The organism is Pseudoduganella rivuli, from assembly GCF_009674485.1.
In the GTDB taxonomy this organism is placed as follows: Bacteria; Pseudomonadota; Gammaproteobacteria; order Burkholderiales; family Burkholderiaceae_D; genus Rugamonas; species Rugamonas rivuli_B.
The window spans coordinates 1-14,659 of sequence record NZ_WKJJ01000039.1 but is presented as its reverse complement, the minus strand read 5'-3'; the positions used below and the strand labels follow the sequence as shown (position 1 = coordinate 14,659).

General features: G+C 62.5%; 10 protein-coding genes and 1 rRNA gene. 9 read left to right on the top strand and 2 right to left on the bottom strand.

All coding sequences use genetic code 11. The features are described from left to right. Positions 1-45 precede the first annotated feature (45 nt). The gene (locus tag GJ700_RS33800; RefSeq protein ID WP_154382452.1) at positions 46-2,151 is read right to left on the bottom strand and encodes a TonB-dependent receptor family protein; all 2,106 of its coding nucleotides are present in this window, start codon (positions 2,149-2,151) and stop codon (positions 46-48) included. Between the two features lie 150 nt (positions 2,152-2,301). Here GJ700_RS33800 and GJ700_RS33795 point away from each other — a divergent pair, with 150 nt between their 5' ends. From GJ700_RS33795 to GJ700_RS33760, 8 genes are all read left to right on the top strand, one after another. Further along, positions 2,302-3,273 carry a beta-propeller fold lactonase family protein gene (locus GJ700_RS33795; RefSeq protein WP_154382450.1) on the top strand — a complete coding sequence of 324 codons (972 nt, stop codon included), beginning with the start codon at positions 2,302-2,304 and terminating at the stop codon, positions 3,271-3,273. A gap of 186 nt (positions 3,274-3,459) precedes the next feature. Then, positions 3,460-4,980, top strand: coding sequence for an aldehyde dehydrogenase (gene adh / locus GJ700_RS33790; protein ID WP_154382448.1), 1,521 nt, complete (start codon positions 3,460-3,462; stop codon positions 4,978-4,980). Positions 4,981-4,989: 9 nt separating this feature from the next. Then, positions 4,990-5,361 (top strand): DUF779 domain-containing protein, encoded by a 372-nt coding sequence (locus GJ700_RS33785; RefSeq protein WP_154382498.1) that lies wholly within the window; start codon positions 4,990-4,992, stop codon positions 5,359-5,361. A gap of 27 nt (positions 5,362-5,388) precedes the next feature. Then, the gene (locus tag GJ700_RS33780; RefSeq protein ID WP_154382496.1) at positions 5,389-7,125 is read left to right on the top strand and encodes a PQQ-dependent methanol/ethanol family dehydrogenase; all 1,737 of its coding nucleotides are present in this window, start codon (positions 5,389-5,391) and stop codon (positions 7,123-7,125) included. Positions 7,126-7,193: 68 nt separating this feature from the next. Beyond that, positions 7,194-9,146, top strand: coding sequence for an acetate--CoA ligase (gene acs / locus GJ700_RS33775; RefSeq protein WP_154382446.1), 1,953 nt, complete (start codon positions 7,194-7,196; stop codon positions 9,144-9,146). Positions 9,147-9,310: 164 nt separating this feature from the next. After that, positions 9,311-10,471 carry a porin family protein gene (locus GJ700_RS33770; RefSeq protein ID WP_229507396.1) on the top strand — a complete coding sequence of 387 codons (1,161 nt, stop codon included), beginning with the start codon at positions 9,311-9,313 and terminating at the stop codon, positions 10,469-10,471. Positions 10,472-10,491: 20 nt separating this feature from the next. Next, positions 10,492-11,094 carry a hypothetical protein gene (locus GJ700_RS33765; protein WP_154382444.1) on the top strand — a complete coding sequence of 201 codons (603 nt, stop codon included), beginning with the start codon at positions 10,492-10,494 and terminating at the stop codon, positions 11,092-11,094. After that, positions 11,091-12,044, top strand: a complete 954-nt coding sequence (locus GJ700_RS33760) for an FAD:protein FMN transferase (RefSeq protein ID WP_195764100.1) — start codon at positions 11,091-11,093, stop codon at positions 12,042-12,044. Before GJ700_RS33765 ends, GJ700_RS33760 begins: the two co-directional genes overlap by 4 nt. A gap of 4 nt (positions 12,045-12,048) precedes the next feature. Here GJ700_RS33760 and GJ700_RS33755 read toward each other — a convergent pair whose 3' ends face one another. Then, positions 12,049-14,019, bottom strand: coding sequence for a sigma-54-dependent Fis family transcriptional regulator (locus GJ700_RS33755; protein WP_229507395.1), 1,971 nt, complete (start codon positions 14,017-14,019; stop codon positions 12,049-12,051). A gap of 528 nt (positions 14,020-14,547) precedes the next feature. Here GJ700_RS33755 and GJ700_RS33750 point away from each other — a divergent pair. Beyond that, positions 14,548-14,659: ribosomal RNA gene (locus GJ700_RS33750) — 16S ribosomal RNA — on the top strand; the annotation flags it as partial.

Sequence of the window (14,659 nt, the reverse complement as noted above, 5' to 3'; positions counted from 1 at the left end):
AGGTCAATACTGGCGGGCGATGTCTTATCAACACCCGCTTTCAGGTCAGAAGCGGTATTGGGCGCTGGCGCCCAGTTGCCAGTTGCGGCCGGGGGCGGATTCGTAATAGCGCTTGTTGGTGTCGCCGACGATCACGGAACCGATGTACTGGCGGTCAAGCAGGTTGTTAAGGCGGGCGTAGCCAGTCAGCGCCCATGAGCCGAGATCGTGCCGCGCCGTGATGCGGGCATTCACCGTTGCGTAGCCTGGCGCTGCCTTTTCCACATTGCTGTCTTCCGCATAGACCCTGGCGCTGGCGATGGTTTCCAGCGCCGCGCCGATATGGCCAGTGGCATCCTTCCACGCCAGGTCCGCATACAGGTTCGCTCTCGGCACGCCCGGCAGGCGGCTGCCCGCCGCCACGGCGCCGAATGGCGTATCGTAGACGGCGTGCAGCGCGGTCAGGGCCACGCGGCTGCTGAAACCCGCACCCAGGTCGGCATCGGCTGACACTTCGGCGCCGCGCCGCGACGTCTTGCCCGCGTTGCGGTAGCTGGTGCGCCCGCCGCTGGCCGCGTCCACCACCAGTTCGTCCCGCGTTTTCACGCTGAACAGCGCCGCATCCACGCGGATACCGGCGCCCACGATGGCCTTCACGCCGATTTCGCCGTGCGTACTGCGGGCCGGCTGCAGGCGGAAGTTGAAGCCGCCGCCGGTGCCGGAGTAAAACAATTCATTCAATGTCGGCGTCTCGAATCCCTGCGCGGCGCTGGCATAGGCATTCAGCACAGGCGACACCTTGAACAGCACACCCGCCACCGGTGTCGTGCGCGCGTGGCGCAAGCTGCCGCTGTCATTGCCGTTCGACAGGAAGTTGTCGCGCACCGAGACGCTGACCCGGCTGCGCCGTACGCCGCCACTGAACACCCAAGCTCCACGGGCCCACTCCGTCTGCACGTACGGATCCGCATTCGACACCACATCCTCTTCATCGCGCCGCAGCTTGCCCTTCACGCCCAGCTCCGTGCCCACGAAGTTTTCATACCCCTTGCGGTCATCCGACGAGCGGCCATATTCAAAGCCGGCTGTGGTACTGAGTTTGCCGCCACCCACGTCGCGCACATCCAGCCAGCTGATATCGGCGCCATGGAAGTCGCGGTCGAAATCCACCACGCCGCCGGAATGGCTGGCCGGCGCCTGGAATGCGCGGGAAAACGCCTGGTACTGGATCACTTGCCGGTTGCCGCCATAGAGCGATACCTTCAGGCGGCTGTCGCCAAAGCGCTGTTCCCATGCGGCGCCGATTTGCTGGTGGTCGATGCTCTTGCGCGTGTTGTAGCGCTCCGCAAACGTGCGCTTCGGCGTCACGGTATCGGTGGTGTCGGTTTCCCCCGCGCGCGGATCGCGCAGGTAGGTGGCCCAGGTCACGCCCAGTGGATCTTGCGTATCCTTCTGGCGCAAGCCGCTCGCCGTCACCGTCAGCTTGCCGCCGTCGTTCGGGCGTACGGACAGCTTGGCATACGCCTGGTCGCGCCGCGCGGCGCTGTGATCGCGGTAGCCATCCGTGTCGAAGCGGGAAGCGTCGAGCAGATAGCCAATGCCGCCCGCCAGCCCCTGTGCATTGACGTCCACCTTGCGGGCGCCGTCGCTGCCGCCCATCACGGACGTTTCCAGTACCGGCCTGCCTTCCGGTTCGCGCGTAAACAATTGCACGACACCGCCCGCATGGTTGCCATAGGCGGCGGAAAACGGCCCGCGCAGTACTTCGATGCGCTGCGCCTGGTCGAGATTGAAAGTGGCGGCCTGGCCCTGGCCATCCGGCATCGACGCGGGGATGCCATCGGCCACCAGTTTCACGCCCCGCACGCCGAAGGCTGAGCGGGCGCCGAAGCCGCGTGAGGAAATCTGCAGATCCTGCGCATAGTTTTGCCGGTTTTGCGCCACCAGCCCCGGCACCGCCGCCAGCGCATCCGATGCGTTGACCCGCATTTGCGCCGTACGGATGCGTTCCCCGTCGATGACATCCACTGCCGCGGGGAAGTCGAAACTGCTGTGTTCCACGCGGCTGCCGCTGACAATGACCACGGCATCCGGCGCTTCGGCCAGCGCTCCCGCGGCAACGGTGCAGCCCAGCAGGGCTGCGATTGTGTTCAAACGACTACGGGGTTGCATCTCCATCTCCTCATCTGGTTGGCGGGTTTGCCGGAAACCGTAAGCAATATACCTGCCATGGCGAATGCTCGCCACACAGCAATGGCACGCCGCTTGCATTCCTGACCTGTACGCGCGCACGAACGCGCAGCCCAACACCAGGAGACCACCATGAAAACCCCTTATTGCCTGCGCGCGGCATACATAGTGTGCGCAGCGTACGCAGTCACCACCCTGTCTTCGTCCGCCATCGCCGCGCCGCTGGCGTATGTGCCGAACGAGAAATCCGGCTCCGTCAGCGTGCTCGATACCGGCACCGATACCGTCGTGCGCAGCCTGCCCGCAGGCAAACGTCCCCGTGGCATTGCGTATGACACCGTGGGCAACCGGCTGTTTGTCACCGATGCGGGCAGCAACGCGCTGCTGATGCTGGACACCTCAGGCGGCGCGGGCGGCGCCACCCGCACGCTGGCGCTGGGCAGTTCGCCGGAAGGCGTCAGCGTGTCGCCCGATGGCCGCTACGCGGCAGTGGCGGTGGAGGAGGGCAACAGCGTCACCCTGGTCGATGCGCGCACGGGCCTGCGCCTGGCGGATATCCCGGTACAGGGCAAAAATCCGGAACACGCGGTATTCAGCCCGGACAGCCGCTGGCTGTACGTCAGCGCGGAAGAAGCAGAGCAGGTGGACGTCATCGACGTGGCGCAGCGCCGCCAGACGGGCGCCGTGGCGGTGGGCTTGCGCCCGCGCGGCATCGGTTTCCTGCCCGATGGCAGCCGCGCCTATATCGCGTGCGAACTGGTGAACGCCGTGTATGTCGTGGATACGGCCAGCGGCGCCGCCATTGCAAAAATCCCGGCCGGACGCAACGCCAACGGCATTGCCGTCCATCCCGGCGGCGCCAAGGTGTACGTGTCGAACGGCATCGATGGCAGCGTGATGCAGATCGATACCGCCACCAACCAGGTCAGCGCCACCATCGCTGTCGGTAAACGCCCCTGGAATATGGCCATCACGCCGGACGGCAGCAAGCTGTACGTGGCCAACGGGCGTTCCAACAGCGTGTCCGTCATCGATACGGCCGCCGCCCGCAAGACGACGGATATCGCGGTCGGTGAATTGCCCTGGGGTGTGGCAATCCGCTGAACAGGTTGAGCGGAACAGGTGGAGCAGACCTGTTCCGTTCTGGCACAACAAGCAACAGCCCAATGGCTTAAATCCCCACAAAACAGGCTGGCACGGTGTTTGCGAAACAGGGAGTGTGCTCAACGCCACCGTCCCCGCAAGGAACGGCCCGAATCTCCACCACATTTACTGAAGAAAGAGGATGACATGAATCTCGCGGACATCACCAAACTGGGCGTCGCCAATCCGTACAAACAACGCTACGACAACTTTATCGGCGGCAAATTCCTCCCGCCAGTAAAAGGCGAGTACTTCGCCAACCTGACGCCGATCACCGGCAAGCCATTCTGCGAAATCGCCCGCTCGACGGCGGAAGACGTAGAAATCGCCCTCGATGCGGCGCATGCCGCCAAGGATGCGTGGGCCAAGACGTCGCAAACGGAACGCGCCAACATCCTGAACAAGATTGCCGACCGTATGGAGCAAAACCTGTCGGTGCTGGCGATTGCTGAAACCATCGACAACGGCAAACCAATCCGCGAGACCACGGCTGCCGACATCCCGCTGGCGATTGACCACTTCCGCTATTTCGCCGGCTGCATCCGCGCGCAGGAAGGTTCCGTCGCACAGATCGACGCCAACACCTATGCGTACCACTTCCACGAGCCGCTGGGCGTCGTGGGCCAGATCATCCCGTGGAACTTCCCGATCCTGATGGCGGTGTGGAAGCTGGCGCCTGCGCTGGCCGCCGGCAACTGCGTGGTGCTGAAACCTGCCGAGCAAACCCCGGCATCGATCATGGTGCTGGTGGAACTGATCGCCGACCTGCTGCCGCCAGGCGTGCTCAATGTCGTCAACGGTTTTGGCCTGGAAGCGGGCAAGCCGCTGGCATCGTCCAAGCGCATCGCCAAGATCGCATTTACCGGTGAAACGGGCACCGGCCGCCTGATCATGCAATACGCCGCGCAAAACCTGATTCCTGTCACGCTGGAACTGGGCGGCAAGTCGCCCAACATCTTCTTTGAAGACGTGATGGACGCGGACGATGCGTTCTTCGACAAGTGCCTGGAAGGCTTCGCCATGTTCGCGCTGAACCAGGGCGAAGTGTGCACCTGCCCATCGCGCGTGCTGATCCAGGAATCGATATACGACGCCTTCATCGAGCGCGCGCTGAAACGCGTGGCCGCCATCAAGCAGGGCAACCCGCTGGACGCTTCCACCATGATCGGCGCCCAGGCGTCGCAAGAGCAGCTGGAAAAAATCCTGTCGTACATGGATATCGGCAAGCAGGAAGGTGCGGAATTGCTGGCCGGCGGCGTGCGCACGATCCAGAACGGTGACCTGGAAGGCGGCTATTACGTGCAGCCGACCGTATTCAAGGGCCACAACAAGATGCGCATCTTCCAGGAAGAGATCTTTGGCCCGGTGGTGTCGGTGACCACCTTCAAGGATGAGGAAGATGCGCTGCGCATCGCCAACGACACGCTGTATGGCCTGGGCGCCGGTGTCTGGACCCGCGACGGCGCGCGCGCCTTCCGCATCGGCCGCGGCATCCAGGCTGGGCGCGTGTGGACCAACTGCTACCACCTGTATCCAGCCCATGCGGCATTCGGCGGGTACAAGCAATCGGGCATCGGCCGTGAAAACCACAAGATGATGCTGGAACACTACCAGCAGACCAAGAACCTGCTGGTCAGCTACAACCCGAATGCGCTGGGCTTCTTCTAAGGGCAAATGATGAAAACTGCCGTCGCAAGAGTTATCGCCACTGACGCCGCGCTGGAAATGATTGCTGGCCTGCGCCACCGCTATGGGCCGATCATGTTTTTCCAGTCCGGTGGTTGCTGCGACGGCAGTACGCCGATGTGCTACCAGGTCGGGGAGTTCAACCTCAGCGACACGGATATCTACCTCGGCAACCTTGGTGGCGCGCCGTTTTATATCGGCATGGAGCAGTACGAATACTGGGAACACACGCAACTGATTATCGACGTGGTGCCGGGCAATGGCGGCATGTTTTCACTCGATAACGGTTCGGGCCATCGGTTCTTGACGCGCTCGCGCTTGTTCACGGACCAGGAATGCAGTGAATTGGGACTAAGACCATAAACGGAGACTATCGTGCAAAAAAAGATCATGGGGTTGTTAATCGCGTCGGCATGCGCAGCATTGACCAGCAGCGTATGGGCGGGGGGAGCCGTCACGCAGGCGATGCTGGAAAAGCCTGTACAGGACACGTCGGGCGTGCTGTCGTTCGGCATGGGGTCGCCGGGGCAGCGTTATTCGCCGCTGTCGCAAATCAATACCAAAACCGTCGGCAAGCTGGTGCCGGCGTGGTCGTTCTCGTTCGGCGGCGAAAAGCAGCGGGGGCAGGAATCGCAGCCGGTCATCCACAACGGCAAGATGTTCGTCACCGCGTCGTATTCGCGGATCTATGCGCTGGATTTGAAAACCGGCGCCAAGCTGTGGAAGTATGAACACCGCCTGCCGGATGGCATCATGCCGTGCTGCGACGTGATCAACCGCGGCGCAGCGCTGTTCGACAACCTCGTCATCTTCGGCACGCTGGATGCGCAGCTGGTGGCGCTGGACCAGGACACGGGCAAGATCGTGTGGAAGGAAAAGGTCGATGACTATGCTGCCGGCTATTCGATGTCCGCCGCGCCGCTGATCGCCAAAGGCTTGCTGTTGACGGGCGTGTCGGGCGGCGAATTCGGCATCGTGGGCCGTATCGAAGCGCGCAATCCGCGCACCGGTGAACTGGTGTGGTCGCGCCCGACGGTGGAAGGCCACATGGGCCACCGTTACGACAAGGACGGCAACGCGATCGACAACGGCGTTTCCGGCACCGTCAATAAATCGTGGCCGGGCGAATTGTGGAAGACGGGCGGCGCATCGACGTGGATGGGCGGCACCTACGACCCATCCACCGGCCTGGCGTACTTCGGCACCGGCAACCCCGCGCCATGGAACAGCCACCTGCGTCCCGGCGACAACCTGTATTCGTCGTCCACGGTGGCCGTGGATGTGGAAACGGGCCAGATCAAGTGGAGTTACCAGAACACGCCGAACGATGCGTGGGACTTCGACGGCGCCAATGAATTCGTCACGTTTGAAATGGATGGCAAACGTTATGGCGGCAAGGCTGACCGTAACGGCTTCTTCTACGTCAACGACGCGCAGACGGGCAAGCTGCACAACGCCTTCCCGTTCGTGAAGAAAATCACGTGGGCCACCGGCATCGACCTGAAGACCGGCCGTCCGAACTTCACGCCGGATGGCCGTCCGGGTGATCCAACCAAGGGCGAAGAAGGCAAGAAAGGCAAGACCGTGTTCGCGGCGCCGGCCTTCCTTGGCGCGAAAAACCAGATGCCGATGGCGTACAGCCCGCAAACGAAGCTGTTCTATGTGCCGGCCAACGAATGGGGCATGGATATCTGGAACGAGCCGATCTCGTACAAGAAAGGCGGCGCATACCTGGGCGCGGGCTTTACCATCAAGCCGCTGTTTGACGATTATATCGGCGCACTGCGCGCGATCGATCCGAAGACCGGCAAGATCGCATGGGAAATCAAGAACACGGCTCCACTGTGGGGTGGCGTGATGACGACGGGCGGCGGCCTGGTGTTCTATGGCACGCCGGAAGGTTACCTGAAAGCCGTCGATGCGAAGACCGGCAAGGAACTGTGGCAATTCCAGACCGGTTCCGGCGTGGTGGCCCCACCTGTAACGTGGCAGGAAGGCGATACGCAATATGTGGCCGTGGTATCGGGCTGGGGCGGTGCTGTGCCGCTGTGGGGCGGCGAAGTGGCGAAGAAAGTCAACTTCCTCGAGCAGGGCGGCAGCGTCTGGGTATTCAAGCTGATGAAGTAACGATTTCCCCTTTTCTTCTGTGCATCCTTTTGGGCGGCTTCGGCCGCCTTTTTTTTGAAAGAACTCACATGCAAACCACATTCCTGCCGCCATCCTCTTTCTCGGCCAATGCGGCAATCCCTGACATGGCCTCCTACGAAGCGCTGTGCGCGTTCGCCGAACGCGATTACGAAGGTTACTGGGGCAAGCTGGCGCGCGAAAACCTGTCGTGGCACGTTCCATTCACGCGCGTGCTCGATGAAAGCAATGCGCCGTTCTTCAAATGGTTCGATGACGGCAAATTGAACGTGTCATACAACTGCCTGGACCGCAATCTGGAAAAGGGCAATGGCGGCAAGACTGCCATCATCTTCGAAGCGGACGATGGCGCGGTCACGCGGGTCACGTACCAGGAACTGCATGCGAAAGTGTGCAGGATGGCGAACGGCTTGCGCTCGCTCGGCATCGGCAAGGGCGACAGGGTCGTGCTGTACATGTCGATGTCGATTGAAGCGGTGGTGGCCATGCAGGCGTGCGCACGCATCGGCGCCACGCATTCGGTGGTGTTTGGCGGCTTTTCCGCGCGGGCGCTGCACGAGCGCATCGTCGATGCGGGCGCTGTGGCCGTCATCACGGCGGATGAACAGCTGCGGGGGGGCAAGCGGCTGCCGCTGAAGTCCATCGTCGATGAAGCGCTGGCGCTGGGCGGCTGCGACTCTGTCCGTAACGTGATCGTGTACCAGCGCACGGGCGGCGGCGTGACGCATGTATCGCCGCGCGATATCTGGCTGCACGACTTGATGGAAGGGCAGAGCGACGTTTGCGAGCCGGAATGGGTGGAAGCGGAACATCCGCTGTTCATCCTGTATACGTCCGGCTCCACCGGCAAACCGAAGGGCGTGCAGCATGCGTCCGGCGGCTACCTGCTGTGGACTGCGCTGACCATGCAGTGGACGTTCGATATCAAGCCGGACGATGTGTACTGGTGCACGGCCGATATCGGCTGGGTCACGGGCCACAGCTACATCACGTACGGCCCCACCGTGGCGGGCGCCACGCAGGTGATCTTCGAAGGCGTGCCGACGTGGCCGGATGCGGGCCGCTTCTGGGAAACCATCGAAAAGCACAAGGTCAGTATTTTCTATACGGCGCCGACTGCCATCCGCTCGCTGATCAAGGCGTGCGAAACCGATGCGCAGGTGCATCCGAAGAATTACGACTTGTCGTCGCTGCGCCTGCTGGGCTCTGTCGGCGAACCGATCAATCCGGAAGCGTGGCTGTGGTACTACCGCAATGTGGGCCAGGAGCGCTGCCCCATCATCGACACGTTCTGGCAAACGGAAACGGGCGGCCACATGATCACGCCGCTGCCGGGCGCCACGCCGATGGTGCCGGGATCGTGCACATTGCCGCTGCCGGGCATCATGGCGGCGATTGTCGATGAGGCGGGGCAGGACGTGCCGAACGGGCAGGGCGGCATCCTGGTGGTGAAGCGTCCGTGGCCATCGATGATCCGCACCATCTGGAACGACGCGGCGCGTTTCCGCGCCAGCTACTTCCCGGAAGAGCTGGGCGGCTATTACCTGGCCGGCGACGGTGCGATCCGCAACAAGGATACGGGTTATTTCACGATCACGGGCCGCATCGACGACGTGCTGAATGTCTCAGGCCACCGCATGGGCACGATGGAAATCGAATCAGCGCTGGTGGCGCATCCACTGGTGGCGGAAGCGGCCGTGGTAGGCAAGCCTGACGCCACCACGGGCGAGTCGATTTGCGCATTCGTCGTGCTGAAGCAGGCCCGCCCGGAAGGTGACGCGGCCAGGGCCCTGGCGGCGGAATTGCGCACGTGGGTCGCCAAGGAAATCGGGCCGATCGCCAAGCCGAAGGAAATCCGCTTTGGCGACAACTTGCCGAAGACACGCTCCGGAAAAATCATGCGCCGCCTGTTGCGCGTGCTGGCGAAAGGCGAGTCTGTCACGCAGGATGTGTCGACGCTGGAGAACCCGGCCATCCTCGAACAACTGGCCAAGGCATTGTAAGGAAATGGAACAGCCGTGACGGTGCGGGTCATGCCGATTGATCCAATGCGGCGCAGTTGATGCAAGCCGTCGCGGCGCTTCCCCCTGTATCAATCGGGCACGCAATTTGCCCTATAGGTAGTGCATCGCTTTGGATGTCCAACCGAAAAATACAGGAGACCGTAATGAACAAGAATGCCATGGGGAGTGTGATTGCCGTAGCCGCAGCGTTGAGCACGCAGCATGCAAGCGCTGTCGATTTCAAGGCCGGTGATTGGACCGTGGGCGTGGGCGGCATCGTCAACGCGTATTACACGCAAGTGTCGTGCACTGGCACTGCGGTGGGCGGGCTGGCGCTGGCGGACCGCGGCCTGGGTTGCGGTGGCAAGAAAGACCGCAGCACCGTTGGCAATGGCTTGCTGCCGAACGGACTGGTGGCGTCGGCAGGCTCGAACCTGGGCGGTTATGACGTGAAAGCCGTGGTGGCCATTTACAGCGCCACCGCCACCGACAGTGCGGTGGCGCAAAATAGCACGGTCGACGTGCGCCAGGCGTACTTCACGTTTGGTAACAACGACATGGGCACGGTGAAACTGGGCCGCGATCTTGGCATCTTCGGTTCCAACGCCATCCTCGGCGACATGACGCTGCTGGGCGCTGGCTTGCCGGTGCAGGCCACGCAGCGTGGCCGCGTGACCCTGGGCCATATCGGCGCGGGCTATAGCTACATGGGTTACTACGGGCAGATTGCCTACAGCGCGCCGAAGTCCGCCGGTATCGGTATCGATGTGGCGCTGGTCAGCCCGGTGGCGGATACGCCGGTGATCGCCGCTTCCAAATACAGTGCCGGTACGGCGCCACAAGTGCAGGCGCAATTGAGCTGGAGCGGCAGCGGCGCCAAGGTGTGGCTGGGCGCGAAGACGCAAAAGTTTGAAGCGCTGGCCGCCGGCAGCCGCGATTTGACGATGTCGGCACTGGAGCTGGGCGTATCGTATGCCGATGGTCCGTTCGGCATGCTGGCCAATGTGCAGGGCGGCAAAGCCATCGGCATCCTGTCCGATGCGGACCAGGGCGACGTCCGGGGCCGCAATTACTTTGTACAGGGCACGTACAAGGCGACGGACAAGATGAAGCTGGGCCTGGGCTATGGCGTCAGCCGCAACAGCGATAACGCAGTGGGTACGGGCGGCCTGAAGCAGAATGCCAATCTGACCCTGGGCGCCTACTACTCGCTGAACAGCGCGATCACGCTGGTGGGCGAAGTGGGCCAGTCGCGTTCCAAGGCATTCAGCGGCGGCGAAGCGAAGATGAATGGCGCCTCGCTGGGCGGCATCATCTTCTTCTGATCGTGTAAGGAGACATGGCCATGATCGCCTTGCATGAATCGCTGGTGGAGTCGTTGGTGGAGTGGACTGTGCTGGCGCTGGGGATTGCTGTTGCTGCCGGGTTGCTGCTGCGGGTGCGCAGGCCGATGCACTGGTCGCGCGGCTGGCTGCCTGGCGTGGCCCTGGTGGTGATCGTGGCCAATGCTGGGATTGCCGTCAATGCGGCCGCCGCCGCGGCGCGCAGCGAGGCTGCCGGCGCCTGGAACCTGTGGCGCGCACCGGAAGCATGGGCCAGCGCTCGTGATATTGCCGCGTCGTCCGCACCGGCGTCGGTGGCTGGCGCCGCGGTTGCCGGCAGCATGTCTGCCACCGCTGGCGCGGCCATGGCACAGCGTACGGAAAGCGCTGCTGACGCCGTGCGGCTGGGCGCCATCGCGGCCTTTGCCTGCTTGCTGGTCTTGCTGATGGCATGGCTGTACTTGAACCGCAGCCTGCGCGTGTTGCCGTCTGCGGCGCAGCGTGACGCGGGGGACTGCGGCGGGGATTGTTCCCAATGCGCGGAAACCGATCTGGCTGCTTCGGCAGATCAGCATGGCCGCAAACGCGCACGGGGCTTGACGATGACGAGGCTGGGAGGTGGATGATGGAACGGCAAGCATTCCTGTCCGCCGCTATCGGCGTACTGTCCGGCATAGGCCGGGAAAAGGTGGCGCCGCGGACCTTGCATCGCGGTAGTGCGCGTGTCTTTGGCTCGGAACTGTCCGTCACGGTGTTGCATGCCGACGAGATGCGTGCGCAAGTGGCGATTGCCGCCGCGCTGTGCGCGGCGCTCGGTATCGAGCAGTTGACCACCTTGGCCGGTGGCGACAGCGCGACCTGTCAGCTGAACCGCGATGGCGTGCTGGCCCAGCCGCAGCCGCGGTTGCTGGCGATGCTGTCGCAAGCGTGTGCGTTGTCGCAATTGACTGGCGGCGCATTTGACGTGACGGTGCAACCGCTGTTGCGCACCTATGCCGAGGCCATGCGGTGGGGCGCGCTGCCCGAGCGGCATGCCATCGATGCCGCGCGCGGGCTGGTGGGCTGGCGGCGCCTGGCATTCAACCGGGAACAGGTGCGTTTCCCGCTGGCGGGCATGGAGTTGACGCTGGATGGACTGGCGCAGGGATATGCGGCGGACATGGCGTTGTCGGCGTTGCGCCGGCACGGCATCCATGACGCGATGATCGATACGGGCAGTGTGGCCGCCGGCGGTGACGGCGGCTTGCAATGGATGGCCCGCTTGCCGGACGTGCATGGCGTTTCGCTGGGCGCGGTGCCATTGCGTGACCGTTGCATGGCGACATCGGACTGCGGGGCGCCGGGGGCGGGTGGCATTGTGCATCCCGTGTCCGGGGACATGGTGGACGAGCTGGCGCGCGTCACCGTGTTGGCGCCGCTGGGGTTGCTGGCCGATGGCCTGGCGACGGCATTCATGGTGATGGGCGCGAAACAGGCGCACGCACTGGCGGCGCGGCTGCCCGGCATCGATGTGTTGACGGTGGACCGACGGGGCGAGGTGCGCCGCTCCGCCGGGTTTGGAGTGACAGGATTGTGACTACTTATTTCAGGTGCGGCATTTTGCGGTAGATCGTATTGCGCGATACGCCCAGCGCACGGGCTGCCGCCGAAATGTTACCGCCGTGTGCCTGCAGCGCTTTCTGGATCGCCGTGTATTCCATTTCATCGAGGCGGGCGCCGGACGTGGTGGTGCGGTCAAAGGCAATCGCAGGGGCCGAAGCGTCATCACCGGTAGCCATGGCGCCGGCTGGCGGCGGCAGCGCAGCCGTATTGGCGGCGATATCGTCCATGAAATCGTCCGGCATATGGCGCAGGCAGATTTCCTGTTCATCGCCGGCCATGACGATGGCGGTGCGCAGCAAATTCGTCAGTTGACGGAAATTGCCGGGCCAGCGATGGCGGTGGAACAGGTCCAGGATTTCCTGTGACACTTCGTAACGGCCGTTGTCGGATTCGATGGCGAGGATTTTCTTGACGACCGTTTCCAGGTCCGTGCGTTCGCGCAGCGGCGGCAATTTCACCACCAGGCCGTTCAGGCGGTAATACAAATCTTCGCGGAACAAGCCCTGGGCGATGCGTTCGCGCAGATTGTGGTTGGTGGCGCAAATGACTTCCACATTGACGGGAATGGATTTGCCGCTGCCGAGCGGCGTCACCATGCGTTCCTGCAGCACGCGCAACAGGCGCGCCTGCAAGCTGAATGGCATGTCGCCGATTTCATCAAGGAACAAGGTGCCGCCATTGGCTTGCAGGATGCGGCCTGACGCGCCTTTCTTGCGCGCGCCCGTGAAGGCGCCGTCTTCATAGCCGAACAATTCCGATTCAATCAGTGTTTCCGGGATCGATGCGCAATTGACGGCCACGAAAGGACCCGCCGCGCGGGGCGAATCATTGTGGATGGCCTGGGCCAGCAATTCCTTGCCGGTGCCTGTTTCGCCCATGATCATGATGGGGATGTCCTTGCCCAGGACGCGGGTGACTTTATCGAGCACCAGTTCCAGTTGCGCGTCGCCGGTGCGCAGATAGCGCAGGCCGGACAATTTGCGGGCCGCGTTGGCGGCCAGGTTGGATGCCGCCTGTGGACGCGCGGTGGCCTGTTCCTGAGGGAGGGCCAGCACGTGCTGGAACTGGTTGCTGGCCAGTCGCAGTTGCGCGCGGCCGTGCACCCGGACGCCGTTGTGCATGCACATGTCCAGCAATCCCGGCGCCGCCGTGCGGTAGTGGTCGAACAGCGCGGAGACGGGCAAACCAAACAGTGAACTGAAGGTATGGGTTTGCAGCGCCGAATACGTGAGGCCCAGCTGGAACAAGCCATTGCGGTTAGCGGACAGGAAGCGGCCGCCCGGCGTGAACGATGCAATCCCTTCCATTAAGGTGCCGACGAACTCGGGCCGTGTATGGAAGTGGATCGTGATCGCATCTTCGAAGGTGGCGGAAAACAACTGGTTTTCGATCATCAGCGCCGACATCCGCACCAGCGCCATGGTGTGCTGGTGGTAGCTGCGCTGGTCGCCGGAGACATCCAGTACGCCGACCACGTTGCCCAGGTGATCGGTGATCGGGGCCGCGGAGCAGGTCAGGAAGTGGTTGGCATTTAAATAGTGCTGGTCCGCGTGCACCAGCGCCGGGGCCCGTTCCGCGATGGCGGTGCCGATCGCATTGGTGCCTTTACTCTCTTCCGACCACGCCACGCCGGGTTGCAGTGCGACCCGGTTGGCCTTTTCCAGGAAGTCCGCGTCGCCCAGCGAATGCAGGATCACCCCATGGGCATCCGTCAGCAGCACCATGTTATGGGTATTGATGATTTGCTGGTACAGCGTTTCCATCGCGGGCAGCGCGTGTGCATGGAGCATGCGGTTTTGCTCGATCAGCAGCGACAAGTCATTGCGCGCGATGGGACCGTAGTCCGCGCAACTGTCCGGGCACAGGCCATAGGCCAGCGAGCGTTCATGGGAGGTGGTGATGATGCCGCCCATATCGGGGGCGGCGGTCCGTGCGGGTTGCGTGTACATGTCTCCGATTCCTTGATGGGCCGTCTGTCGCGGCGTGCGGCTGTACCAAAATGTGACACCTGTACCAGGATGGAGCAACTGTCGCAGTACAAGTGTTGCGCCAGGGCTGGAGGCCGAGGTCGCTAAGCACTTAATAGCAATCCTGATGCCAGCTCCTTACACGAACCTGAAATAGTGCTTGCCTATGGGAATGCGGCTTGCTATAGTTCTGTCCCCGCAGCGCTGCGACAGATCAACGAAACAGCGTAGCGAAGCAAGGGGTTGACGAGAATCACGAAACACTAGATAATCTCGCTTCTCTGCTGCTGACGAACAAAACGCTTCGTCGAATACGAAAGTAAGCAGCCTTCTTTAAAAATAAACAGTCGATAAGTGTGGGTGTTAGATGAGATCGGCCCGGCGATGTAAATCGCTGATGCTCAAATTATTATTTAACACTCGCACAAAATTAAACGTAATTCTCTTCGGAGAATTCGTCAGTATTTTGAGTGAGTGACCTCCGATAGCAATATCGGAAAAACAGAGATTGAACTGAAGAGTTTGATCCTGGCTCAGATTGAACGCTGGCGGCATGCTTTACACATGCAAGTCGAACGGCAGCGCGGGCTTCGGCCTGGCGGCGAGTGGCGAACGGGTGAGT

Coding starts and splice junctions, on each gene's coding strand:
- GJ700_RS33795 (WP_154382450.1), top strand. CDS start 2,302: ATGAAAACCCCTTATTGCCTGCGCGCGGCATACATAGTGTGCGCAGCG.
- GJ700_RS33765 (WP_154382444.1), top strand. CDS start 10,492: ATGATCGCCTTGCATGAATCGCTGGTGGAGTCGTTGGTGGAGTGGACT.
- GJ700_RS33785 (WP_154382498.1), top strand. CDS start 4,990: ATGAAAACTGCCGTCGCAAGAGTTATCGCCACTGACGCCGCGCTGGAA.
- GJ700_RS33800 (WP_154382452.1), bottom strand. CDS start 2,151: ATGCAACCCCGTAGTCGTTTGAACACAATCGCAGCCCTGCTGGGCTGC.
- GJ700_RS33770 (WP_229507396.1), top strand. CDS start 9,311: ATGAACAAGAATGCCATGGGGAGTGTGATTGCCGTAGCCGCAGCGTTG.
- acs (WP_154382446.1), top strand. CDS start 7,194: ATGCAAACCACATTCCTGCCGCCATCCTCTTTCTCGGCCAATGCGGCA.
- GJ700_RS33755 (WP_229507395.1), bottom strand. CDS start 14,019: ATGTACACGCAACCCGCACGGACCGCCGCCCCCGATATGGGCGGCATC.
- adh (WP_154382448.1), top strand. CDS start 3,460: ATGAATCTCGCGGACATCACCAAACTGGGCGTCGCCAATCCGTACAAA.
- GJ700_RS33760 (WP_195764100.1), top strand. CDS start 11,091: ATGATGGAACGGCAAGCATTCCTGTCCGCCGCTATCGGCGTACTGTCC.
- GJ700_RS33780 (WP_154382496.1), top strand. CDS start 5,389: ATGGGGTTGTTAATCGCGTCGGCATGCGCAGCATTGACCAGCAGCGTA.